The sequence below is a fragment of the Roseovarius sp. CH_XMU1461 genome (assembly GCF_037027165.1).
In the GTDB taxonomy this organism is placed as follows: Bacteria; Pseudomonadota; Alphaproteobacteria; order Rhodobacterales; family Rhodobacteraceae; genus Roseovarius; species Roseovarius nubinhibens.
Genome location: NZ_JAYMDV010000002.1, coordinates 203329 through 225631, shown reverse-complemented (window position 1 = coordinate 225631; position 22303 = coordinate 203329). Strand labels below are relative to the sequence as shown.

General features: G+C 64.7%; 20 protein-coding genes. 6 read left to right on the top strand and 14 right to left on the bottom strand.

Features of this window, described 5'->3' with window-relative positions; genetic code table 11:
* Positions 1–8 precede the first annotated feature (8 nt).
* Entirely contained in the window at positions 9–479 is a 471-nt protein-coding gene (locus WA237_RS06495) for a hypothetical protein (protein ID WP_336097086.1), read from the bottom strand.
* Positions 480–723: 244 nt separating this feature from the next.
* Here WA237_RS06495 and WA237_RS06490 point away from each other — a divergent pair, with 244 nt between their 5' ends.
* Complete coding sequence (locus tag WA237_RS06490) at positions 724–1461, top strand: hypothetical protein (protein WP_336097085.1); 738 nt, start codon at positions 724–726, stop codon at positions 1459–1461.
* 54 nt (positions 1462–1515) lie between these two features.
* Here WA237_RS06490 and WA237_RS06485 read toward each other — a convergent pair whose 3' ends face one another.
* From WA237_RS06485 to WA237_RS06475, 3 genes are all read right to left on the bottom strand, one after another.
* Positions 1516–3162 carry a DUF1963 domain-containing protein gene (locus WA237_RS06485; protein ID WP_336097084.1) on the bottom strand — a complete coding sequence of 549 codons (1647 nt, stop codon included), beginning with the start codon at positions 3160–3162 and terminating at the stop codon, positions 1516–1518.
* A 221-nt stretch (positions 3163–3383) separates the two neighbouring features.
* Positions 3384–3746 carry a Grx4 family monothiol glutaredoxin gene (gene grxD, locus WA237_RS06480; RefSeq protein WP_009815446.1) on the bottom strand — a complete coding sequence of 121 codons (363 nt, stop codon included), beginning with the start codon at positions 3744–3746 and terminating at the stop codon, positions 3384–3386.
* Between the two features lie 24 nt (positions 3747–3770).
* On the bottom strand, positions 3771–4007 hold the full coding sequence (locus WA237_RS06475) for a BolA/IbaG family iron-sulfur metabolism protein (protein WP_040618191.1): 237 nt from the start codon (positions 4005–4007) through the stop codon (positions 3771–3773).
* A gap of 103 nt (positions 4008–4110) precedes the next feature.
* Here WA237_RS06475 and WA237_RS06470 point away from each other — a divergent pair, with 103 nt between their 5' ends.
* Both WA237_RS06470 and WA237_RS06465 read left to right on the top strand, forming a co-directional pair.
* On the top strand, positions 4111–5106 hold the full coding sequence (locus WA237_RS06470) for a glycosyltransferase family 2 protein (protein WP_336097083.1): 996 nt from the start codon (positions 4111–4113) through the stop codon (positions 5104–5106).
* Between the two features lie 181 nt (positions 5107–5287).
* The gene (locus tag WA237_RS06465) at positions 5288–6934 is read left to right on the top strand and encodes a DEAD/DEAH box helicase (RefSeq protein ID WP_336097082.1); all 1647 of its coding nucleotides are present in this window, start codon (positions 5288–5290) and stop codon (positions 6932–6934) included.
* A 24-nt stretch (positions 6935–6958) separates the two neighbouring features.
* Here the strand turns inward: WA237_RS06465 and WA237_RS06460 are convergent, their stop codons facing one another.
* The 4 genes from WA237_RS06460 to WA237_RS06445 form a co-directional block, all read right to left on the bottom strand.
* Positions 6959–7420: a zinc ribbon domain-containing protein gene (locus tag WA237_RS06460; protein WP_336097081.1), complete on the bottom strand. Its 462-nt coding sequence runs from the start codon at positions 7418–7420 to the stop codon at positions 6959–6961.
* A 167-nt stretch (positions 7421–7587) separates the two neighbouring features.
* A complete protein-coding gene (locus WA237_RS06455; protein ID WP_336097080.1) occupies positions 7588–9255 on the bottom strand; it encodes a ribonuclease J in 1668 nt (555 codons plus the stop codon).
* Between the two features lie 25 nt (positions 9256–9280).
* The gene (locus WA237_RS06450; protein WP_009815452.1) at positions 9281–10051 is read right to left on the bottom strand and encodes a type III pantothenate kinase; all 771 of its coding nucleotides are present in this window, start codon (positions 10049–10051) and stop codon (positions 9281–9283) included.
* Between the two features lie 14 nt (positions 10052–10065).
* A complete protein-coding gene (locus WA237_RS06445) occupies positions 10066–10815 on the bottom strand; it encodes a biotin--[acetyl-CoA-carboxylase] ligase (protein ID WP_336097079.1) in 750 nt (249 codons plus the stop codon).
* A gap of 250 nt (positions 10816–11065) precedes the next feature.
* On the opposite strand from WA237_RS06445, the gene WA237_RS06440 reads away from it, so the two are divergent.
* Entirely contained in the window at positions 11066–12973 is a 1908-nt protein-coding gene (locus WA237_RS06440; RefSeq protein ID WP_336097078.1) for a cation:proton antiporter domain-containing protein, read from the top strand.
* Here WA237_RS06440 and WA237_RS06435 read toward each other — a convergent pair.
* Positions 12924–14126, bottom strand: a complete 1203-nt coding sequence (locus WA237_RS06435) for an MFS transporter (RefSeq protein ID WP_336097077.1) — start codon at positions 14124–14126, stop codon at positions 12924–12926. The genes WA237_RS06440 and WA237_RS06435 overlap by 50 nt on opposite strands.
* 140 nt (positions 14127–14266) lie before the next feature.
* Here WA237_RS06435 and WA237_RS06430 point away from each other — a divergent pair, with 140 nt between their 5' ends.
* Positions 14267–15634 (top strand): aminotransferase-like domain-containing protein, encoded by a 1368-nt coding sequence (locus WA237_RS06430; RefSeq protein ID WP_336097076.1) that lies wholly within the window; start codon positions 14267–14269, stop codon positions 15632–15634.
* Positions 15635–15817: 183 nt separating this feature from the next.
* Here the strand turns inward: WA237_RS06430 and cobT are convergent, their stop codons facing one another.
* A complete protein-coding gene (gene cobT / locus WA237_RS06425) occupies positions 15818–16834 on the bottom strand; it encodes a nicotinate-nucleotide--dimethylbenzimidazole phosphoribosyltransferase (RefSeq protein ID WP_336097075.1) in 1017 nt (338 codons plus the stop codon).
* Between the two features lie 95 nt (positions 16835–16929).
* On the opposite strand from cobT, the gene WA237_RS06420 reads away from it, so the two are divergent.
* Positions 16930–17676, top strand: a complete 747-nt coding sequence (locus tag WA237_RS06420; protein WP_336097074.1) for an adenosylcobinamide-GDP ribazoletransferase — start codon at positions 16930–16932, stop codon at positions 17674–17676.
* Positions 17677–17755: 79 nt separating this feature from the next.
* Here the strand turns inward: WA237_RS06420 and WA237_RS06415 are convergent, their stop codons facing one another.
* From WA237_RS06415 to WA237_RS06400, 4 genes are all read right to left on the bottom strand, one after another.
* Entirely contained in the window at positions 17756–18265 is a 510-nt protein-coding gene (locus tag WA237_RS06415; protein WP_216016908.1) for a CarD family transcriptional regulator, read from the bottom strand.
* 337 nt (positions 18266–18602) lie between these two features.
* Positions 18603–18941: a ferredoxin FdxA gene (gene fdxA, locus WA237_RS06410; protein ID WP_009812040.1), complete on the bottom strand. Its 339-nt coding sequence runs from the start codon at positions 18939–18941 to the stop codon at positions 18603–18605.
* A 133-nt stretch (positions 18942–19074) separates the two neighbouring features.
* Positions 19075–19350, bottom strand: coding sequence for an RNA-binding S4 domain-containing protein (locus WA237_RS06405; RefSeq protein ID WP_009812039.1), 276 nt, complete (start codon positions 19348–19350; stop codon positions 19075–19077).
* 15 nt (positions 19351–19365) lie between these two features.
* Positions 19366–22287 carry a helicase-related protein gene (locus WA237_RS06400; RefSeq protein ID WP_336097073.1) on the bottom strand — a complete coding sequence of 974 codons (2922 nt, stop codon included), beginning with the start codon at positions 22285–22287 and terminating at the stop codon, positions 19366–19368.
* Between the last annotated feature and the right edge of the window lie 16 nt (positions 22288–22303).

Sequence of the window (22303 nt, the reverse complement as noted above, 5' to 3'; positions counted from 1 at the left end):
CCGATACCTTACCCCGAAAACAGCCCTTTGATCGCCCCCGGCCCGCTCTGCACCAGCCAGGCCGACAGCGCCCCCTCTAAGAGAAAATGATCCACCCCAAAGATCAGCGCCACCAGCATCAGCCATTGCAGCGGCCGCGTGACGATACTGTGCAAAAGCTTGAGCCCATAGGCCACCGCCGCAAAGGCCAGTAACGCCGCCCCCCAGGCCAGAGGATCCGGCGCAAAGGCGCGATAGGCGAGATAGGCCGCAAGCCCCCCCAAGACCCAGGCCGCGAGGCGCAGCTTGGGCGGCAGCGGCGTCATCGACCGGCCCCCAACCCTGCCGCCCCCGCCGCGCATCTGCCGGTCCCTATTGTCCTGCTGCAGCTTGCGGATCGGATCAACGACAAGCCCGCGCCCGCCGCAATGCCCGCAGATGATATTGCCATGCCTGCCGCTGCCGCCGCAGCCCGAGCATATGGTTAACGGATCCCCCATCTCGCCATCCCCTTGTGTTCCCCGGGGCAACTATACCAAAAATTGGCGTTTTTTGCGATCCTCTGGCATGCTGCTTCCCGTGATCCCGGCCGTTTTTCTGGCTCTGATCCCCGGAGGCCCACGCCTTGGCCCATTCCGCCACCGCGCCACAGGCCTCCCAGCGACCGCGTTACGAGCATGTGTGCGCCCCGATCCCTGTCACCGGGCAATTCCAGAAAAACACCCCATGAGGGAGGGACAGATCATGCGACATCTCACATCGGCACTGCTCTTGGGCGCGCTCGCCGCCCTCCCCCGACCCGCCACGGCCCAAACGGCCCATAGCGACGAGACCCTCGGCGTCTCCTTTGCCCTGCCCCAATCCGACTGGCTCGAGCTTGAAACAACCGCCCCCATCCGCTTTGCCATCGGCAACCTCACCACGCCCGAGGCCAGCGAGGGCGCGCTCTGGCGGGCCTGCTTCCTGCAAGGCGGCCCCTATCCCGAGACCATGACACCGCCGCAATCCACCGGCGATCTCCTGTCCGACATGACCGACAAGGGCGCCGAAATCTTCTCCCGTTCGCGCGGTGACGGGCTCGCCCGACAGGGCTACACGCTCGACAGCGCCGAGGCCACGCCGCGCCAGGACGGCTACCCGAGCTGGGACTACCACGCCACCGGAGAGGTCCAAAGCGTGCCGGTGACCCTCACCGCCCGCACGCTCTTCCTGAAAACCACCGTCGCCACGCTCTCCTGCGAGCTCTACCCCGGCAACGCGCCCCAGAGCACCGATCTCGACGCCACGCGGGCCGAGATCACCCAGACCCTCGCCAGCTTCGCGCCGCTCCCCGCCGCCGCCCTCCCCCAAGGCACCGCCAGCAAAAGAGCGGACCGCACCGACAGCCTCCTCGCCACCTTAGGCCGCGGCATCGGCATCGTGATCATGGCGCTCTTCGCCATCTTCCTGGTGCGCCGCCTGACCCGCCGCAAACGCCGCTGAGCCGCCCTCTCGGCCTCGTCCGATACCCCGGAATGAGGCCGGGGCGCGGACAGATCAATGGCAATGGGCAAAGGCCTCTAGACGCCCAAATTTATTCTGCTGGAGATCCTCGCGGAGCATGGTGACATAGAAGATGCCGCAATCCCCCCACATCCAGCCCATCGGACCATCGGTGTTCAGCTGGAACAAGAGCGCCTCCTCCGGTTCCAGTTCGAAATACTGCACCAGATTGGGATGACCGCCCATACGATGTGGCGCCTGCCCTTCAAAATGGCGCAACCCTTGCTCGAGCATCCTGAGCTTCTTCTTACTCAGCGACGCCAAACCAATCGTTCCGCGCGCATAGAGATCGAGAATATCTTCGCGGATCGCCATGTCGAGATGGCGTTCTTCGATCGCGAGCGTTTTTTCAACCGGCAAGAGATACGAGTTACGTTGCCTCCAGAAATGGGCTTTTTCCTGGTCGCTAAGGATCTTGGTGATTGCCACCCAATCGGCTTTCCGCAGGGGCGCGGTCAGAGTCCGAGCTCGGATTTCATCATACAACTGACCAACCTTCACGCGCATGGCCTCCCCCCATGCGAAATAGGCCTCTCCCGCCGCTTTGATGTCTTCGCCGAGGGCTGCCTCGCGATCCGGGCCGGAAAAGCCCGCCGCCCTCTTGGCCAGATCGTCGAGAACATGGTTTACTTGAGCAAGCGTCTCATAAAGCCCCTCAAGCCTGCGCTGTTTGCTCTCCCGGGGCTCGTCATCGAGACTTTCGTCCCCCACGTCCATCTCCATTTTAAGCGCTTCAATCTCTCCTTGATACTTCGCCCGTCGCCCCTCGAACTCGGCAAAGGTCCGGACCAGCCATCCTGTGCTGTGTCCGGCGCGCAGTTCGGCCACGACCTCCTCGTAGATAGCCTGTCGCCGCGCCTCATAGCCCGGCGCGTCCGCTGCGTCCGCATTACTGCGCTCGAGACGTTTTTCGACCTCTTGATTGACACCCGTGAAATCCGGCTCCGGCGCGGCAAGAAGTCCAGAATCCCTTTCGAACTGACGCGCGAACGTCTTCGGCTCCAACCTCCGCAAAGCCCCTTCCACGACATAGAGCGCCCCCTGCCAGGTGATCGGCCGGGAAAGGCCGCAGTCGCGAAAATTATGCCAAATGCCACCGTCAAGAGCTGGCGCACCATAGACAGTCTCATCGGTAATAGCGGCCGGGCCCATGCCATCCTCTGACTCGAAATAGCGATGAACATAGATATCAACCGGCCATTTACGCCAGAATTTCGGCACTCCCGGCCGGATTTCCGCCGCTGTGTTAGCGATGGAATCGGACATGCTCTGCCGCACAGTCGGGGCGTCCTCCGGCGGCGCGTGTTCCACCCCAAGCCGCTCGACATGCATCACCTGCACGCCCCCGCGCCTTCTCTCGTACTCTAAGGTTTCCACGAACAACAAGAGCCAGCCATCGCGCGGCCCATAGCCGTTCCAAAGATCCGCCGGCAGATCCGCACAGCAGATCTGCGCCAGGAAATGAAGGGGCGCCCCCGTCTCGTCGCGGGGCCATTGCACATCCTTTGGCATCATCGGCAAACCGCCCAGCCAGGACCGCGGCGCCTCACCATGCCGGATCGGGATCTGCCGCCGCAAAATCGCGGATACGCGCTGCCGCGGCTGGGAAGGTTCTTCACTCTTGTTGTCTTCGGAAGTCACGTTACTCACCTCACACTAAATCACTCGAAACACCCTTGTTAACCAAGTGAGCATGGCCAAAACAAGGCCTGCCTATCCCGTAACCAAGATCAAAACATGGCCATCGGGCCGCCCCCGCCCGCCCCCCTCATTCTGGTCCCAAATACCCAAAGAAAAACGCCCGCCGATCCCCCGGCGGGCGTCTCATGTCGCAACCACAGCCCCACACGGGGCCGCCAACCTCAGGCGTTGGCTTCGCGGATCTTCTCGGCGGCGTCCTTGTCATAGGTCACGCCATTTTCCTCGAACAGCGTGTCCAACTCCCCCGAGAGCGTCATCTCGGTGATGATGTCACAGCCGCCCACGAACTCGCCCTTCACATAGAGCTGCGGGATCGTCGGCCAGTCGGAATACTCCTTGATCCCCTGCCGGATCTCTTCATCCGCCAGCACGTTCACATCGGCGTAATTGACACCCATATAGTTGAGCACCCCCGCCACGCGGCTGGAAAACCCGCATTGCGGCATTTCCTTGGTGCCCTTCATATAGAGCACCACGTCATTGGATTTGACGGTCTCGTCGATCCGGGTCTTTGCGTCACTCATTGCTCATGTCCTTGTCTCTAGATCTCAGTCGGGCGCCTTGGTGGTGAGCGCCAGCGCGTGCAGCTCGCCGTTCGACCCGTCCATCTTACCCTTGAGCGCCGCATAAACGGCGCGTTGCTGTTGCACGCGGTTCTTCCCGCGAAAGCTTTCGTCGATCACCTCGGCTGCAAAATGCGCCCCGTCATCGCCCTGCACGCTGATCCGCGCATTGGGAAAGCTCTCACGGATCAAAGCCTCGATATCGCTTGCGAGAATGGCCATCGCGCCCTCCTTGGTGGTTCCTCTCACGAGATAGAGTGCCACCGACCCAAGCGCAAGGCAAAGCCCTCTTGCACCGCGCTGCGCTCTCGGCCAATCATGCCCCATGACCGATGCCAACGCCCCCTCGCCCGATCCAACGACCCGCTGGGGCATCGTCGCCACCGTCAAGGCAGACTGCGACGCGATCCTCGAGTTCGCGGCCCATCATCTGGCGCTCGGCGCGCATCGCATCCACCTCTTTCTCGACGAGGACAACCCAGAGGCCCGCGCGGCCCTCGCCACCCGGCCCCGGGTGCAGGTCACGGTCTGCGACGACGCCCATTGGGCCCGCTGGGACGGACGGCCCGAAAAACATCAGGCCCGCCAGACGAAAAACGCCACCTTCGCCTATCGCCGCCGCCCCGGGGTCGACTGGCTCGCCCATATCGACGTGGATGAATTTCTCTGGCCCGACCGGCCCATCGGCGAACAGCTCGCCGCCCTGCCCGATGACACCGACGTGGTCCGGGTCTATCCCATCGAGGCGCTGGCGCCGGTGGATGACAGCGCGCACCCCGGGCTCTGGTTCAAATCCTACGCGCGCCAACAGGCCCTGCGCCGCCGCCAGACCGCCGAGATCTACCCCGAATTCGGCCCCCATCTCAACGGCGGCTTCCTGAGCCATGTGGCGGGCAAGGTCTTTATCCGCACCCGCATCCCCAAGGTGAATTTCCGTATTCACAACGGCTTTGTGCAGGGTGAACAGCTCAGCGCCGAGACCTCTTTGGCAGAGACCAAGCTCTGCCATCTCCACGCCCGCGATTTCGACCATTTCCTGCAGGCCTATCGCTACCGGCTGGCGCGGGGCAGCTACCGCGCCGATCTCAAACCGGCGCCCACCCCGGATGGCGCGGGTCTCAACCTCAATGCGCTCTTCTCCCTGCTCGAGACCGAGGGCGGCGAGGCGGCGCTGCGCCGCTTCTACGCCGAGGTCTGCGAGGCGAGCCCCGCCCTGCGCGCCCGGCTCGCGGATCACGACCAGCTGCACCGGATCGACCTCGATCTTGCGGCGAAACGGGCCCGGTTTTTCCCGCAAACCGCGTCAACTGTTGCCAAATAGGCGACAAAGCACCGCTTAACCCCCGCATTGTGCGCACATAATCACAACAGATTGCCACCAAGCCCAATCTGCGCTACATGGCCCCGAGGGATCGTTAATTGCGACGAACCGCAAGGGCCGCGTGGGCCCGATCCCAATCATGACGGCGGGCCGGGAAAGTGTCCGCAAACAGCGGATACACATGACAAAATTCTCTGAGCTGAACCTCAACGCAAAAGTTCTCAAGGCCATCGACGAGGCCGGATACGAAAGCCCGACACCGATCCAGGCGGGCGCGATTCCCCCCGCCCTCGAAGGCCGCGACGTTCTGGGCATCGCCCAGACCGGCACTGGCAAGACCGCCAGCTTTACCCTTCCGATGCTCTCGCTTCTGGCCCGTGGCCGGGCCCGCGCCCGGATGCCGCGCAGCCTGGTGCTCTGCCCGACCCGCGAGTTGGCGGCACAGGTGGCGGAAAACTTCGACACCTATTCCAAACATCTGAAACTGACCAAGGCGCTGCTCATCGGCGGGGTCAGCTTCAAGGAACAGGAACAGATCATCGACAAGGGCGTCGATGTGCTCATCGCCACGCCCGGCCGCCTGCTCGACCATTTCGAGCGCGGCAAGCTGATCCTGTCGGACGTCAAGGTGATGGTCGTGGACGAAGCCGACCGGATGCTCGACATGGGGTTCATCCCCGATATCGAACGCATCTTCGGCCTGACCCCCTTCACCCGTCAGACGCTCTTCTTCTCGGCCACCATGGCCCCGGAAATCGAACGTATCACCAACACCTTCCTGTCGAACCCGGCACGGGTCGAAGTGGCCCGTCAGGCCACCGCCTCCGAGACGATCGAACAGGGCGTGGTGATGTTCAAAGGCTCGCGCCGCGACCGCGAAGCCTCCGAGAAACGCAATGTGCTGCGCAAGCTGATCGACGCCGAGGGCGACAAATGCACCAACGCGATCATCTTCTGCAACCGCAAGACGGATGTGGATATCGTCGCGAAAAGCCTCAAGAAATACGGCTATGACGCGGCGCCGATCCATGGCGATCTCGACCAGTCTCAGCGCACGCGCACGCTCGAATCCTTCCGCGCCGGCGACCTGCGCTTCCTCGTGGCCTCCGACGTGGCGGCCCGTGGTCTCGACGTGCCCTCGGTGAGCCATGTGTTCAACTTCGACGTGCCGAGCCATGCCGAGGATTACGTCCACCGTATCGGCCGCACCGGCCGCGCCGGGCGCGACGGCAAGGCGATGATGATCTGTGCGCCGCGCGACGAAAAGAATTTCGACGCCATCGAAAAGCTGATCCAGAAAGAAATTCCGCGCATCGACAACCCGCTCGGCACCGCCCCCTCTGACGAGGGCGACAATGCCAAGGTCGAGGGCGCCGAAGGCGACAAGCCGAAACCGCGCCGCACCCGCAGCCGTCGCGGCAAATCCGACAGCGCCCGCGACACGGCCCGCGACACGGCAGATGCCGCCCCCGCAGAGGCCAGCGAGGCGGTCGAGACCAAATCCGACGCGCCCGCCATGGCCGCGACAGAGGCAGAACCTGTGACCGATACGGTCGAGGCGACCCCGGCCAAATCCGCCGATAGCGACGACAAACCGCGCAGCCGCAGCCGCAGCCGCCGGGGCAAGCCCGCCGAGCCCGCCGAGGAGAACGCCAGCGACACGCGCGAACCCCGCGAGAGCCGTGAAAATCGCGAAAACCGCGACCGCTCGCGCGGCGGTCAATCGCGCGGCCAGCGTGGCGGCCAACAGGGCAAAGGCCCCGTCGGCATGGGCGACCACCTGCCCAGCTTCATCGCGCTGAGCTTTGAGGAGCGGATGACCGGCTAAGCCCGGTCACCGGCCCCCTTTCCTTTACCGACAGCTCGCAACGCTGCGATCGACCTTGCCGCCAATGGTAGGCTCGGGAAATTGCACCTGCACGCTGCGCTGCCCCTTGTCGCCGATGGCCACCCGCGTCTTGCGGGTGAAATCGCCCTCGCTCGTCTCGAGCCGCACGGAAATCTCGACCTCGCGCCCCGCCCCGTCGAGCCCGGCGGTGACATGGGTCACGATCCCATAGTCGAACTCGCCATTGACGATAAACGCATCCTCCGCGTTGCGAAGCGCCACTATCTTGCAGGTGCTGAGCATCTGACCGCCAAGGCTGCGCATCACCAAGATCCCCACCAGAAGCAGCACCACCGCCCCGCCCGCCATCTTGAGCCGCCCGATCCACACCCCCGACGGCCCCGGATTGTCGAGCCCACAGCTCGGGCAGGTCTTCGCCGCCTCTGAAATCTGATGCCCGCACTCGCGGCAATTCGTCAGCCCCATCTCGCATCCTCCCCAAGAACGCTCCACTCCCCACCCCATGCAAGCGCGCAAACCCGCCGCGTTTCAACTCTTTTTTCGGCCTCTGAAACGAGAAAAGCCCTCCCCGTCACGCGAGACGGGAAGAGCTCTGATACCCTGCCCTGCGGCAGAAATCGCCCGGAACGGCCTCAGCTCAGCCGGCTGATCACCACCGTCACCTCGGGCTTCTTGCCGATCTCGCCCTGCGTCGTCTGACGGGTGATCCGGCGCAGCTGCTCTTCGAGCTTGTCATCATCGGCAAGCGTCTTGTCATCCGCCCGGCCCAGGAACTGATCGAGATCGGCCTCGAGCACATCGACCAGCGGCGCATTGCTGCTCCCCTGCTCGGCCAGCCCACGGAGCTCGCACCACGGCTCGCCCAGCGGCGCGTCCTCTTCGTCGAGGATCACATTGACCATCACATGCCCGTTGAGCGCCATGCGGATCCGGTCCCGCACGATTCCGTCCATCGCCCCGTATTTCACCGACCCATCGAGATAGGTCCGACCGGTGTCGATATATTCCGCCACCTTGGGCGCCTTGCCGGTGAGATCGATCATCATCCCGTTGACCGCAAGGATCCCCTTGATCCCCCGCTTATCGGCGAGCTTCACATGCTCGCGCAGATGGCGATGCTCGCCATGCATCGGCACCAGGATCTCGGGCTGCAAAATCTCATGCATCGTCTCGAGATCGGGCCGGTTGGCATGGCCCGACACATGGTAGAGCCCGGAACTGTCGTCGATCACATCGACGCCCTTCTCGCTGAGCTGGTTGACGATGCGCAGGACACCGCGCTCATTGCCGGGAATGGTCTTCGAGGAAAAGAGGAACATATCCCCCTCTTTCAACTCGATCCCCTGATATTTGCCATTGGCAAGCTGCGCACTCGCGGCGCGGCGCTCGCCCTGGCTGCCGGTCACGATGAGCATGAGGTTCTCGCGCGGGATATTGCGCGCGTCCTCAGGGCTCACCGTGCGCGGGAAATCGGCGAGAACACCGGTCTCGATCGCGGCCTCGATCATCCGCCGCATCGCCCGCCCCAAAAGGCACACAGACCGCCCGGCGCGCTGACCGGCCTCGGCCAGCGTCAGAACCCGCGCCACGTTGCTGGCGAATGTGGTGGCGACAAACACGCCCTCGGCGGTACCGACGAGCTTTTCGATCTCGCCACCGACGCTCGATTCCGAGCGCCCGGGATGGCGCGACATCACATTGGTGCTGTCACAGGCAAACACCTTGACCCCCGGCTTCGCCACCTCTTCCCAGAGCTTGCGGTCAAACGCCTCGCCCACCACCGGGTTCTCGTCGAGCTTGAAATCGCCGGAATGGACGATCCGCCCCGCCGGCGTGTCGATGATCAGACCCGAGCTTTCGGGGATCGAATGCGACAGCGGCACAAAGCCCACCTGAAACGGGCCGGCCTCGGTCATCTCGGGCCAGGCCGACACGGTGGTCACCGCCTCATCGGGATGCCCATGCTCGCCCATCTTGCGGCGCGCGATATTGGCGGTAAAGGCCCGCGCATAGACCGGCGCGCCCAGCCGATCATAGAGATGCGCCACAGCGCCGACATGATCCTCATGGGCATGGGTGATGAACACCGCCTCGAGCCGGTCGCGGTTCTTGGCGAGCCAGGCGATATCGGGCATGATCAGATCCACGCCCGGCGTCGTGTCCATATCCGGAAATGTCACGCCGAGATCGACCAGGATGAGCCGCTCCTTGCCCGGTTTGCCATAGCCGTAAACATAGGCATTCATGCCGATTTCGCCCGCGCCGCCCAGGGGCAGGTAGATCAGTCTGTCGCTGCTCATATGTCCTCAGCTCTCTTTCTTGTTCTTACATCTTCTGGTTATACGCATGGATCACGGTGAGACCATGCATCGTCAAATCTTCTTCTATCGTATCAAATAGCTGCGTTCCCTGCGCAAACAAGGGCGCCAGCCCGCCGGTCCCGATCACCCGCATGGGGCGATCATACTCGGCCCGAATACGCGCGCAGATCCCTTCGACCAGCCCGACATAGCCCCAGTACACCCCTGACTGGATGCAATCCACCGTATTCGTACCGATCACCTTCTGTGGCGTGGTCACATCCACATGCGGCAGCGCCGCCGCCGCCATATGCAGCGCCTCAAGGCTGAGGTTCACCCCCGGCGCGATCACCCCGCCGACATAGGCGCCATCCTCGGCCACCACGTCGAACGTGGTGGCGGTGCCGAAATCGACCACCACCAGATCGCCGCCATGGCGGTCATAGGCCCCCGCCGCATTGACCAGACGGTCGGGCCCGACAATCGTGCCCTCATCGACACGCGGCGCTTGCGGCAGCGCGCAATCGGGCTTGCCCACCACCACCGGGCGACAGCCAAAGAACCGATCCGCGAAAACCCGCAGGTTGAACACGACCCGCGGCACGGTCGAGGAAATGATCACATGTTGAATGTCCGGGGTGATGCCGTAATGGGCCACCAAAGTGGTGAACCAGGTGAAATAGGCATCCGCCGTGCGCGCATGATGGGTCGAGGTGCGCAGGGTGCAGAGGAATTTCTCCCCGTCCCAGATCGAAAACACCGTGTTGGTATTGCCGCAATCAATCGCCAGAAGCATCGCGCCGCCCTTCCCTAGAAAAACACATCCGCCGCCGGGATGGCGATGCGCCCGTGGGCGGTGGATAATACAAGATTGCCCGTCGCGTCCACTGTCTCGAACGTGCCCTCATGGCTGTCGCGGGTGGTGCGCGCGGTGATCACCTCGCCGAGCTTCGCCGCCCGCGCGAGCCAGGCCTCGCGAATGGGCGCGAACCCATAGGTCACGAATTGCGTCTCATAGCGCGCATAGGCCGGGGCCAGCAGATCAAGAAACTCTTCCGGCGTCACCATCACCCCCGCCTCGGACAAGAGCGACACGGGCCGCACCGCGCCCGGCTCGACCTCGCCCGCGCCGGGGGCCTCGCGCAGGTTGACGCCAATGCCGATAGCGAAATGCGACAACCCGCCGCCGCTGCCCGCGCTCTCGAGCAAGATCCCGGCGAGCTTGCCGCCATTGAGCAGCACATCATTGGGCCATTTGAGGCTCACCCCCGCCGCGCGGCCCGTCGCATCAACCACCGCGTCAAACAGCGCCAGCGACGCCACAAAGGACCGCAGCGCCACCTGATCCGGGCTCTCGGTCGGGCGCATCACCAAGGTCGCGGCGAAATTGCCCACCGGGTTGGCCCAGGCGCGGCCCCGCCGCCCCCGTGCCGCCGTCTGTTCCAGCGCCAGAATCCATTCCGGCCCCGCCAAAGTCGGCGCGATCCGCGCGGCCTCGGCATTGGTGCTGTCGACCCGCGCCAGCACCCGCCGCCCATAGCCTTCCGGCCAATTCATCATGCGCCATCCCCCTGACCGCGTTTCTGCGGCTCGCATTTCATCTTCCCGCGGTGATACAGGCTGAGGCGGCCAAGGCAAAGCCCCCGCTTGCGCGTCCAACCCTGTCGCGCCGCCCTTTGGTGACGCCCTCTTGCCCCCATCGTGATACGCCCCGCCGAATTTTCCCATCTCCCGCCGGGGCATGGCCGATAGCCTTGACGCCCCCGATAGGCTAAACTTGTCCAAACCCCACGCAGGCAAGGAAAATCCCATGGAAGGTATGCTGTTTCAGGCGACGATCTACTTGGTTGCAGCGGTCATCGCCGTACCGCTCGCCTCGCGCCTGGGACTGGGCTCCGTTCTGGGCTATATCGCCGCCGGCATCCTCATCGGTCCGGTGCTCGGCCTCGTCGGTCACGAAACCCATGATTTGCAGCATGTCGGCGAATTTGGCGTGGTGATGATGCTTTTCCTCATCGGGCTCGAACTCGAGCCAAAGGCGCTGTGGGACATGCGGCACAAGCTCATCGGCCTCGGCGGCATGCAGGTGGTGCTCACCACGCTGGCGGTCATGGTGGTGGCGATGCAGCTCGGTCAGGTCTGGAGCGTGGCGCTCGCCATCGGCATGATTTTCGCGCTCTCCTCCACCGCCATCGTGCTGCAAACCCTGTCGGAAAAGGGGCTGATGCGCACCGGCGGCGGCCGCTCGTCCTTTTCGGTGCTGCTGACCCAGGACATCGCGGTCATTCCGATGCTCGCCTTCATCCCGCTCCTCGCCCTGCCCCAGACGCCTGAATCCGTGCTTGGCGACGCGCTCAAGAAACTGATGGCCGGCGAAGGCAAACACGAGGTCGCCCCCGCCCATGAGGCCGCCGTCCATTTCATCGAAAGCCTGCCGTCCTGGGGCGTGACCCTCGTCACCTTCGGCGCGGTCGCGGGCATCATCGTTTTCGGCGTCTACCTCACCCGCCCGATCTTCCGCTTCATCCACGCCGCCAAGCTGCGCGAGATGTACACCGCGCTGGCCCTGCTCATCGTCGTCTCGATCTCCTTCCTGATGAACCTTCTGGGCCTCTCACCCGCGCTCGGCGCCTTCCTCGCCGGGGTGGTCCTCGCCAACAGCGAATTCCGCCACGAGCTCGAAAGCGACATCGAACCCTTCAAGGGCCTGCTCCTCGGCCTCTTCTTCATCACCGTCGGCGCCGGCATCAACTTCGCCGTGCTCTTCGCCCTGCCCGCGCTGATCCTCGGCCTCACCCTCGCCGTCATCGTGATCAAGGGCATCGCCCTCTACTGCCTCGGCCGCGTCTTCGGCCTGCGCCGCCGCGATCTGTGGCTCTTCACCCTGTCGCTGGCCCAGGCCGGCGAGTTCGGCTTCGTGCTGATCTCCTTCTCGAAACAGCAAAACGTCCTGCCCCGCCAGATCGACGAGGTGCTGCTTCTGGTGGTCGCCCTCACCATGCTGATCACGCCGCTGCTCTTCCTGCTCTACGACTGGATGTCGCGCCGCATGACCGAGACGAACGACCTCCCCGAGCCCGACCAAATCGACGACAAGGGCCAGGTGATCATCGTCGGCATCGGCCGCTTCGGCCAGATCGTCCACCGTCTGGTGCGCTCGGCGGGCTTTTCCACCGTGGTGCTCGACCGCGACCTCTCCGCCATCCAGCGCATGCGCCGCTTCGGCATCAAGAGCTTCTTCGGCGACCCCACCCGCCCCGAAATGCTCATCGCCGCAGGCCTGCGCGAGGCGCGCGTGCTGGTGGTCGCCATCGACGACCCGCAGGCCTCGGTGCGGCTGGTGCATTTCGCCCGCCGCGAACGGCCCGATCTGCACATCATCTGCCGCGCCCGCGATCGCACCCATGTCTTCCGCCTCTATCAGGCCGGGGCCAATGACATCGTGCGCGAAATGTTCGACGCCTCGCTGCGCGCCGGGCGCTATGCGCTGGAAAACCTCGGCCTGTCGGAATTCGAGGCGGCCGAGCTGGAGACCACCTTCTACCATCACGACCGCCACTCGGTGAAGGAACTCGCCGCGCTGTGGAACCCGGACATCCCGACGGTGGAAAACGCCGCCTATATCGCCCGCGCGAAAGAGCTCGAATCCGAGCTCGAAACCATGCTGCTCAGCGCCATGGAAGAGGCCGCCGCCACCGAGGATAAGAAAACCGCCTGATCCCCGCCTGCCGGGCCCCAGACCTCCGAGCCCACAGCAGCGCGGTGATCAGCGTCGCCGCCGCCTGCGCCATGGCAAACCCCGCCATCGCCTCTGGCAGGCCGACCCGCTCGGCCAGCGCGCCGCTCGCCATCACCGGCAGGGCAAACCCCACATAGGCATAGACAAAAAGCCCCGCCACCGCCCGCGCCCGCTCCTCGGGTGCGGCCCGCGACACCTCGGCCAGCGCCGCCAGATAGGTGAACCCATAGCTCGCCGCGCTGGTGAGGCAGGCCCCCGCCAGCACCGGCCAGAGCAGGCCCAGCCACACCCCCCACAAGAGCACCGCAAACCCCATTGGGACACAGAGAAAGCCAAGCGCCAGCGCCCGCCCAGGCCCCATCCGCCGCGCCAGCGGCTGACAGAGAAACCCTATGAAAATCGCCAGAAAAATCACCAGCCCACCCCAGCCGCCAAGCCCCCGCGCGCCTAGCTCAAGTGGCACCACCGCGATCACCATCCCCGTCGTCGACCAGGCAAGCGCCATCGCCACGCCATACACCCATGTGCCACGCGCAAAGACCGGCAACCGCAGCGGCGACACCGCCCGAGGCCGATCGACCCGGGGCAGCGCCAGCACGCCAAGCACCAGCCCCGGCACTGCCAGAAACAGCGCGACATAGCTCGCCGGCAACAGCGTCGCCCCCTGCACCCCAAGGCTGATCCCCGTCGCCAAGGCCCCGCCGCCAAAGCCCAAAGACGTGGCCGAGGTCACCACGAGCGCCGCCCGCCCGGCCCGCGCCTCGCCCATGATCTCGGCCATATAGGCCGTGCCCGCCGTCGTCGCGAGCGCCGTCCCCACCCCCAGTAGGACCCGCGCCACCACAAGGCTCGACCAGCCGGGCCAGACCACCAAAATCCCCGTCGCCACCCCGCCAAGGCAAAGCGCCAGCGCAATCGGCCCCCGCCGCCCCACCCGGTCCGACAGCCCGCCGAGCAGCACAAGCGTCGGCATCAGCCCCGCCACATAAGCGGCAAAGCCGATGGTCACCGCCATCGCCCCGCGCCCGCTCCCGGCGGCATAGGTCTCATAGAGCGGCGCCTGCAGATTGACCGCGAATGTCACGGTAAAGAGGCTGAGCGCCAAGAGCGGCACGGCAAGCGGTTTCATCATGATTTGCGCTCCTGATTGGCAAGGGTCTCGCTGCCCCGGCATGGCACGCCGCGCCTATCCATGACAATTTTTAGATTGTCCTAAGGACAGCGCCCCGCCATGCTCTCCCCACGCCGCCCCGAGCCTCCCGAGTTACTAAGATGCCCCAAGCCCGCTACCTCCGCCTCGCCGATCAGATCGCCGCCGCCATCGACCGTGGCACGCTCGCCCCCGGCACGCGGCTGCCCACCCACCGCGCCTTTGCCGAACGCTTTGGCGTGGCGCTGGCCACCGCCACCCGCACCTATGGCGAATTGGAACGGCGCGGGCTGGTCACGGGCGAGGCCGGGCGCGGCACGTTCGTGCGCGATCCGGGCCTGCCGCTCAGCCTCGGGATGCAGCAGGGCACATCCGACGGGCTTCTCGATCTCGTCTTCAACATGCCCGGCGACAGCGGCGATCCCGACATGCTCCGCGCCGGGCTCAGACGCCTCGCCACGGCGGGCGATCTCGAGGCCATGCTGCGCTATCAGCCCCATGGCGGCCGCCCCCATGAACGCCGCCTCATCGCCGCCCATCTCGAGCCGTCCCTCGGCGACGGTTTCGGCCCGCTCGACCCCGAACACCTCTTGATCACCTCCGGCGCGCAGCACGGGCTCGCCATCACCGCCCTCGCCCTGTTCAAGCGCGGCGATCTCATCGCCAGTGACGCGCTCACCTATCCCGGGTTCAAATCCGTGGCCGCCCTGCAGGGCATCGACCTCGCCCCGGTCGACAGCTACGCCCGCGCGGGCGGTGTCATGGACCCCGACGCGCTCGACCGGCTCTGCCGCGCCCGCCCGGTCCGCGCCGTCTATCTCATGCCCACCGTCCACAACCCGCTTGGCGCGGTGATGGATATCGCCACCCGCCACCGCATAATCGCCGTGGCGCAGGCCCATGACCTGCTGATCCTTGAGGACGCCGCCTATGCGTTTCTCGATCCCACCCCGAGGCCGAGCCTTCTCTCCCTCGCCCCCGAGCGCACGATCCATATCGGCGGCTTTTCCAAGAGCCTCGCCACCGGGCTGCGCCTTGGCTATCTCATCGCGCCGCCCAGCCGCATCGCCCCGCTGATCGAGGCGATCCGCGCCACCACATGGAACGCGCCGGCGCTGATTTCGGGGCTTGTCACGGGTTGGATCGAGGATGGCACCCTCGCCCGCTCGGAAGAGACCCGGCGTCGCGACGGGGCCGAACGTCAGCGCCTTTGCCGCGACTGTCTTGCCGGTCTCACCGGTCTGCCGCTCCTGTCGCATCCCAACGCGGGCTTCGCTTGGCTGCCGCTCGACCGGGGCCTGCGTGCCGAACCCATCGTCTCACGGCTCAAGACGCGCGGCGTCTCGGTCTCCGGGGCCGAGGCCTTTGCCACGACCCAAGCCGTGCCGCAGGCGCTCCGCCTCGCCTTCGGCGGTCTGGCCAAGCCCGATCTCACCGCCGCCCTGCGCAGCGTCGCCGAAGAGGTAAAGGCCGCCCGTGCGCAGCCTTAACCGTGTTTCTGACACGGGGCCGGGCCGCGCCTCCCCATACAGTCGCTTTACCGTCGTAATACCGACGTCATACCGAAAAAGCGCCCAAACCCCTCAACCCGCCGCCGATTTACCCAACGGCACGCTGGTTTTACGGCGCATTCATGGATGAGAAACGCAGTTTATGTAGTTGATATTGCTAGATTACCCATCAGACACGCCAGCCTCTGCAAAGGTCGCCATACCGCTATGGCAGGCCAGCGCCCCCTTGAGGATCGAGATCGCCAGCGCCGCCCCCGAAGCCTCGCCCAATCGCATCCCCAGCGACAGGATCGGGGCCTTGCCCAACCGCTCCAACAGCGCCCCATGCGCCCCCTCGGCGCTCAGATGCCCGGCCACGCAATGATCCAGCGCCCCGGGCGCGGCCACCTCCAGACAGGCGGCTGAACTTGTGCAGATAAACCCATCCAGAATAACGGGAATTCGCAAATGCCTTGCCCGCAGAATGGCACCCGCCATGGCCACCATTTCGCGCCCGCCCAGATGCCTCAGCGCCGCCATCCCGTCGCCCTTGACCCCCGGATGCGCCGCCACGCCCCGCGCCACAACCTCGGCCTTGCGCTTGAGCCCCGCATCATCCACCCCGGTCCCCCGCCCGGTCCAGTCCTCAGCCTCTCCCCCAAACACCGCCAAAGCCACCGCCGCCCCCGCCGTGGTGTTGCCAATTCCCATCTCACCCACAACGAGCAAATCACATTTTGGATCAACAGCTTGCCAGCCATCCCTCATGTGCTCAAGAAAGCTCTTTTCACCCATCGCAGGGGCCTTCGTGAAGTCCTCTGTGGGGGTCTCCAACCGCAACGCATGCACGTCCATCCGCGCCCCTGAGACGGCGCTCAATTGGTTCACCGCAGCACCGCCCGCTTGGAAATTCGCCACCATCTGCGCGGTGACCTCTTGCGGAAACGGCGACACGCCCTGCGCCACAACGCCGTGATTTCCCGCAAAAACAATGACTTGCGGCGACTTCAGCACAGGCCGCGCCTCCCCACGCCAGCCCGCATACCAGATCGCCAGCTCTTCCAGCCGCCCAAGCGCCCCCGGCGGTTTCGTCAACACCGCATCCCGCGCCCGAGCCGCCTCTTCCGCCGCCCCGTCCGGCCCCGGCATCTCCGCCAGCAAAGCCGCCAGCTCGCTCATCGTCTTCGGCCCGTCCTGCATCTCAGCCCCCTGTTGCGCTATCACCCGCGCCTGTGTATCCCATTTCGTCAGGCAAGATGCAGCCAAATTCACCCGGATCGGAAGGGGAAAACGACATGAGTCCAAGAGCTTCGGAACTGGTCACCGCCTTCAGCCTGCTGAGCCGCCTGCCGCTGCCGCGCGGCGTCGCCGATCCCGACCTCAACGCCGCCTCCGTCTGGGCCTATGGCGCGGTGGGGCTGGGTCTCGGCCTCCTCTCGTCGCTCGCCATGCTTTGCGCCACGCTGATCGGCCTGCCCGCGCCTCTGGTGGCCCTTACCGGGCTTGGCGCGCTCATCGCCCTCAGCGGCGCGATGCATGAGGACGGGCTCGCCGATGTGGCCGATGGGTTCTGGGGCGGTTGGACGCAAGAGATCCGGCTCGAGATCATGCGCGACAGCCGTATCGGCACCTATGGCGTTGTGGCGCTCATCCTGTCGCTCGGTGCGCGGTGGGTAACGCTTTGGTATCTCCTTGAAATATCGACCGGTTTCGCCTGCGCCGCGGTGATCGCCAGCGCTGCTTTGTCGCGGGCGCTCATGCCGTTTCTCATGGCGCTGCTGCCGCATGCCCGCAAGGACGGGCTGTCGCATGGGGTGGGCCTTGTCAGCCTTGAAAACGCCTGGCTGGGCCTCGCCATCGCGTTTATCCCGGCGCTGATTTTCGCGGGTTTTGGCGTGTTCCCGGCGCTGTTCTGGGCGGCGCTGCTCACCTGGGGCATGGCGCGGCTCGCGCAGGCCAAGATTGCCGGTCAGAGCGGTGACGTTCTGGGGGCGACACAGCAGGTGGCGGAGATCGCGATCCTTGCCTCGCTGCTGATTTAAGCCGGCTCCAAACACATGAAAAAACCGCGCCCCGGGGGACGCGGTTTTCTAGCGGTATTACGTCGGTAACGCGTCGGTGTCAGGCCGCGCGCGACACCAGCACATCGCCGACCTGCTTGGCCGCGGCAACTTCGTCATTGCCGTTCACCGCCGCCACTTCGCGGGTCAGACGTTCGAGCGCCGCCTCATAGAGCTGACGCTCCGAATAGCTCTGCTCGCGCTGATCATCGGTGCGGTGCAGGTCGCGCACCACTTCGGCGATCGCGATCAGATCGCCCGAGTTGATCTTCTGTTCATATTCCTGCGCCCGGCGCGACCACATAGCCCGCTTGGCCTTGGCCTTGCCCTTGAGCGTCTTCATCGCCTGGCTGACCACATCGGGGCTCGACAGCGAGCGCATGCCGATTTCGGTCGCCTTGTGGGTCGGGACCCGCAGCGTCATCTTGTCTTTTTCGAAGGAGATGACAAAGAGCTCGAGCTCGATGCCGGCAATCTCCTGCTCCTCGATCGAAACGATCTGCCCGACGCCATGCGCCGGGTAGACGACGTAATCGTTGGGGCGAAACTCGGATTTCTTCGATTTACTCATTCAGCTTTCCTCGCATGGCTCCGACTGTCTTGGACACACAAGCCACATCCCGGACATCCTGCCCGGACCGTGAAGAGCTATGTCGCAAAGAAACCACCCCCGTGAGCGAAGCGGGCGGGTGGGTTTATGTCAGGCGTCTGTCTACATTTGTGACGATATCATAACACAAAATTAGCCCCTTCGGAAGCGGGGCCGGTACAGATGGCAAATTACCATATTTGCATCAGGGATTTACGCCAAATATAGGCGCCAATTCCTGCCCTGCAAGCCGGGGGAAACGAATCACCCCCGCGCCCGTGCTCAACCGACGATCAGCCGCCAATCCGCCGAGGCGGGCTCAGCCGCCCTCGCCTGCCTTCTCGGAGAAGTATTTGGCGAGCTTGCCCTCTTCGCCGTCGCGCTCTTCGGCTTCGGGAAGCTGGTCTTTCTTGGTGATGATCACCGGCCACATCTCGGAGTATTTGCGGTTGAACTCGACCCATTCCTCCATATCCGGCTCGGTATCGGGGCGGATCGCGTCGGCGGGGCATTCCGGCTCGCAGACGCCGCAATCGATGCATTCATCGGGATGAATGACCAGCATGTTCTCGCCTTCATAGAAGCAGTCCACGGGGCAAACTTCCACGCAATCGGTGTATTTGCAGGCAATACAGTTATCAGTGACGATATAGGTCATGACACCTTCCACGCTTGATCAGTTCAGCCCATCTAAATCAGCCGTCCGGATCAATCAAGCGCCCTGCCCCTTTTTGGGACAGCCCGCGCCGCTGACCCCATGTCGTGGGACAGTGTTCCACGACGGGCCGGGATCAGGGAATTTCTTCGTATAATTGCTGGGCTTCGCTGGCCGGACCGCGCCGCGTGCCCAATCCCAGCACCCGCAACACCCGGACGCCGCCGGGCAAGGTCACGGTGAGCACATCGCCCGACCGCACCGCCTGGGCCGGTTTGTTGATCTTGCGGGAATTGAGCCGGACCTTGCCGCCCTCGACCATCTGGGCGGCCAGCCCGCGCGTCTTGAACAGACGCGCGTGCCAGAGCCATTTGTCCAGTCGCAGCTTTGGCGGAGCAGTGTCCTGCGACACCGATGCCCCGATCCGTCAGCTTTTGTCGCGCAGGCCCATCAGGGCCGCCGCGAAGGGGTTGTCCGGGTCGATCTTGCCGGATTTCTCGGGCTTGGCCGAGAATTTGCGCGGGCCTTTGTTTTCAGGCTTGCCACCCGGCTTGCGCGGGCCACGGCCCTTGCCACGGGCCTCCCCATCCTTGCCACGGGCCTGTTGACCGCCCTGGCGCTGACCTTGGCCTTGACGCTGGCCTTGGCCCTGGCGCTGGCCCTGACGGGCGTTCTGACGGTTGCCACGGCCGGCCCAGGTGAAGGTGTAAAACACTTCGACTTCCGGCTCTTTGGCAGCGCCATCGTCTGTGGCCGCCGCGTCGCCTGCGGCCTCTTGCGTGTCCTTGATCGCCTCGACCTCGCCTTCGACCGAGGTCACCGGGCTGGCATCGGCCGGGATGGCCTCAACCGGCTCTGCCGTGGCCTCAGGGGCCTCTGTGGCCTCAGATGCGGCCTCAGGGGCATCTTTGGCCTCTGCAGTGGGCTCTGGGGCCTCTGCGGCGCTCTGGGCGACATCTGCGGCGGCGCGGGCCTTGTCCCGCTCGCCTCGCTCGGCGCGATAGCCCAGACCCTGCATCAGATCGGCGAATTGTTCGAGCGTCATGCCGGTGATCGACAGCATGTCGGGCGTGGCTTCAAACCCGCCGCGGCTGTCGGCACCGCGCAGCATGTCGGCCAGCCGCTCGAGCATGTCGATGCGGATCGCCCGTTCACCTGCGGCACGATAGCCTGCCATGGTGAAATAGCCCTGCGGCACGGGGACCGAGCGCGCGGGCACCGTCACCAGACCCGGCGGCGGCGATTCGGGGAATTCATCGAGGTCCTGCTGCAGCGACCAGAGCACCAGACGCAGACGCGTCGGCGCGGGTTTGAGCAACAGCGGCATGAAAATGGTGAACTGACCAAAACGGATGCCATGTTTGCGCAGCATGCCGCGGGCTTCTTGATCGAGGGATTTCACATCCTCGGCCACATCGCCGCGCGGCAACACGCCGAGCGCCTCGACCATCTGAAAGCCGAAACCGCGCGCCATGCCGGTCAGGGTCTCGTCATTCTGCAGGGCCAGCAGCGGCTCGAACAGCGTGGCGATCTTGCGGTCGATGAAATGCTGCAACCGGCGTTGCACCTTCTGCGCCACGTCGTCGCCCGCCTCGTCATCGACGAAGGCCTTGACCGTGGGTTTCAACGGGTCGGCGCCTTTGACAAGCTTGCCCACCGCGTCGGAGCCCCACATCAGGCCGCCCTGTTCGGTAAAGTCGATCTCGGTATCGGGGGCGTTGTAGAAACGATCCGCCTTGAGGTGAAAATGCGGCGCCAGCGCCTGTAGGCTGGCCTGATCCAGCGCCTTTGCCTCGGGGCCGCTTGCCGCCTTGTCACGGATAAAACGGAACCCTTCCAGACGGCCTGCGAATTCGCCTTCGACCGTCACTTCACCACTATCATTCACTTCGGCCACAACGGCCTCCTTCTGCTTGAGCCGGCGCAACAGCACTGAGGTGCGCCGGTCCACAAATCTTTGCGTCAGGGCCCCGTGCAGGGCATCCGACAGGCGATCTTCTACCGCGCGGGTGACATCGCGCCAATGCGTTTCGTCATCCACCCAGCCGTTTCGCTGCGCAACATAAGTCCAGGTACGGATAAAGGCGAGACGTTTCGACAATGTGTCGATATCTCCGTCACTTCGGTCCAGCCTTTTCACCTGGCGGGCCAGCCAATCATCCGGAATCCGACCCAATGACGTCAGATCCGTAAAGATTGTTTCCAAAAGCGAGACATGCTCGGCGGGGCTGATGCCGCGAAAATCGGGGATACGGCACACATCCCAGAGCAGTTTGACCCGTGTCGCATCGCCGAGACGGTCGCGAATGGCGGGGATTTGCGACAGGCTGCGAAGCGACTGTAAATCGTCGGTATCGCGACTGCGCCCCAAACGCGGCGTGGCGGGTTTCTGCTCAAGCGCGGCGAGAAGCGCGTCGACCGTGCCGAATCGCAGATCCGAGTTGCGCCATTCGAGCCGCGAGATCGGCGCGAAGCGATGGTTGGTGATCGCCTCGACCACCTCGTCAGAAATTTCTGGCGCCTCGCCGGTGACGCCAAAGGTGCCGTGGCGCATGCCGCGCCCGGCGCGCCCGGCGATCTGCGCCAGCTCATTCGGGGCGAGCATCCGCATCCGCCGCCCGTCAAACTTGGTCAGCGACGAGAACGCCACGTGATCCACATCGAGATTGAGCCCCATGCCGATGGCATCGGTCGCCACGAGGTAATCGACATCGCCGTTTTGGTAGAGTTCGACCTGCGCGTTGCGGGTGCGCGGGCTGAGCGCCCCCATCACCACCGCCGCCCCGCCCTTTTGACGGCGCAAAAGCTCGGCAATGGCATAGACGTTATCGACCGAAAAGCCGACGATGGCGCTGCGCCCCGGCATTTTCGCGAGCTTCTTGGGCCCGGTATAGGCGAGCTGTGACAGGCGTTCGCGGGTCAGAAAGCTCACCCCCGGCACCAGTTCCGCAATCACCCCGCGCATGGTGGCGGCGCCGAGAAACTGCGTCTCTTTCTGGCCGCGCATATGCAAGAGCCGGTCCGTGAAGACATGACCGCGCTCGGGATCGGCGCAGAGCTGGATTTCATCCACCGCGACGAAATCGGCGCCGAGGCCCTGTGGCATCGCCTCGACCGTGCAGACCCAATACTTGGTGCGCGGCGGCACGATCCGTTCCTCGCCGGTGACCAGCGCCACCACCGAAGGCCCGCGCAGCGCCACGATCTTTTCATAGACCTCGCGCGCCAGAAGACGCAGCGGCAGGCCGATCACCCCGGTCGGATAGCCCAGCATACGCTCGATGGCGTAATGGGTCTTGCCGGTATTGGTGGGGCCAAGTACCGCATAGGTTCTGGATGGCTCTGCCATCGCCGCCTCCTGCTCG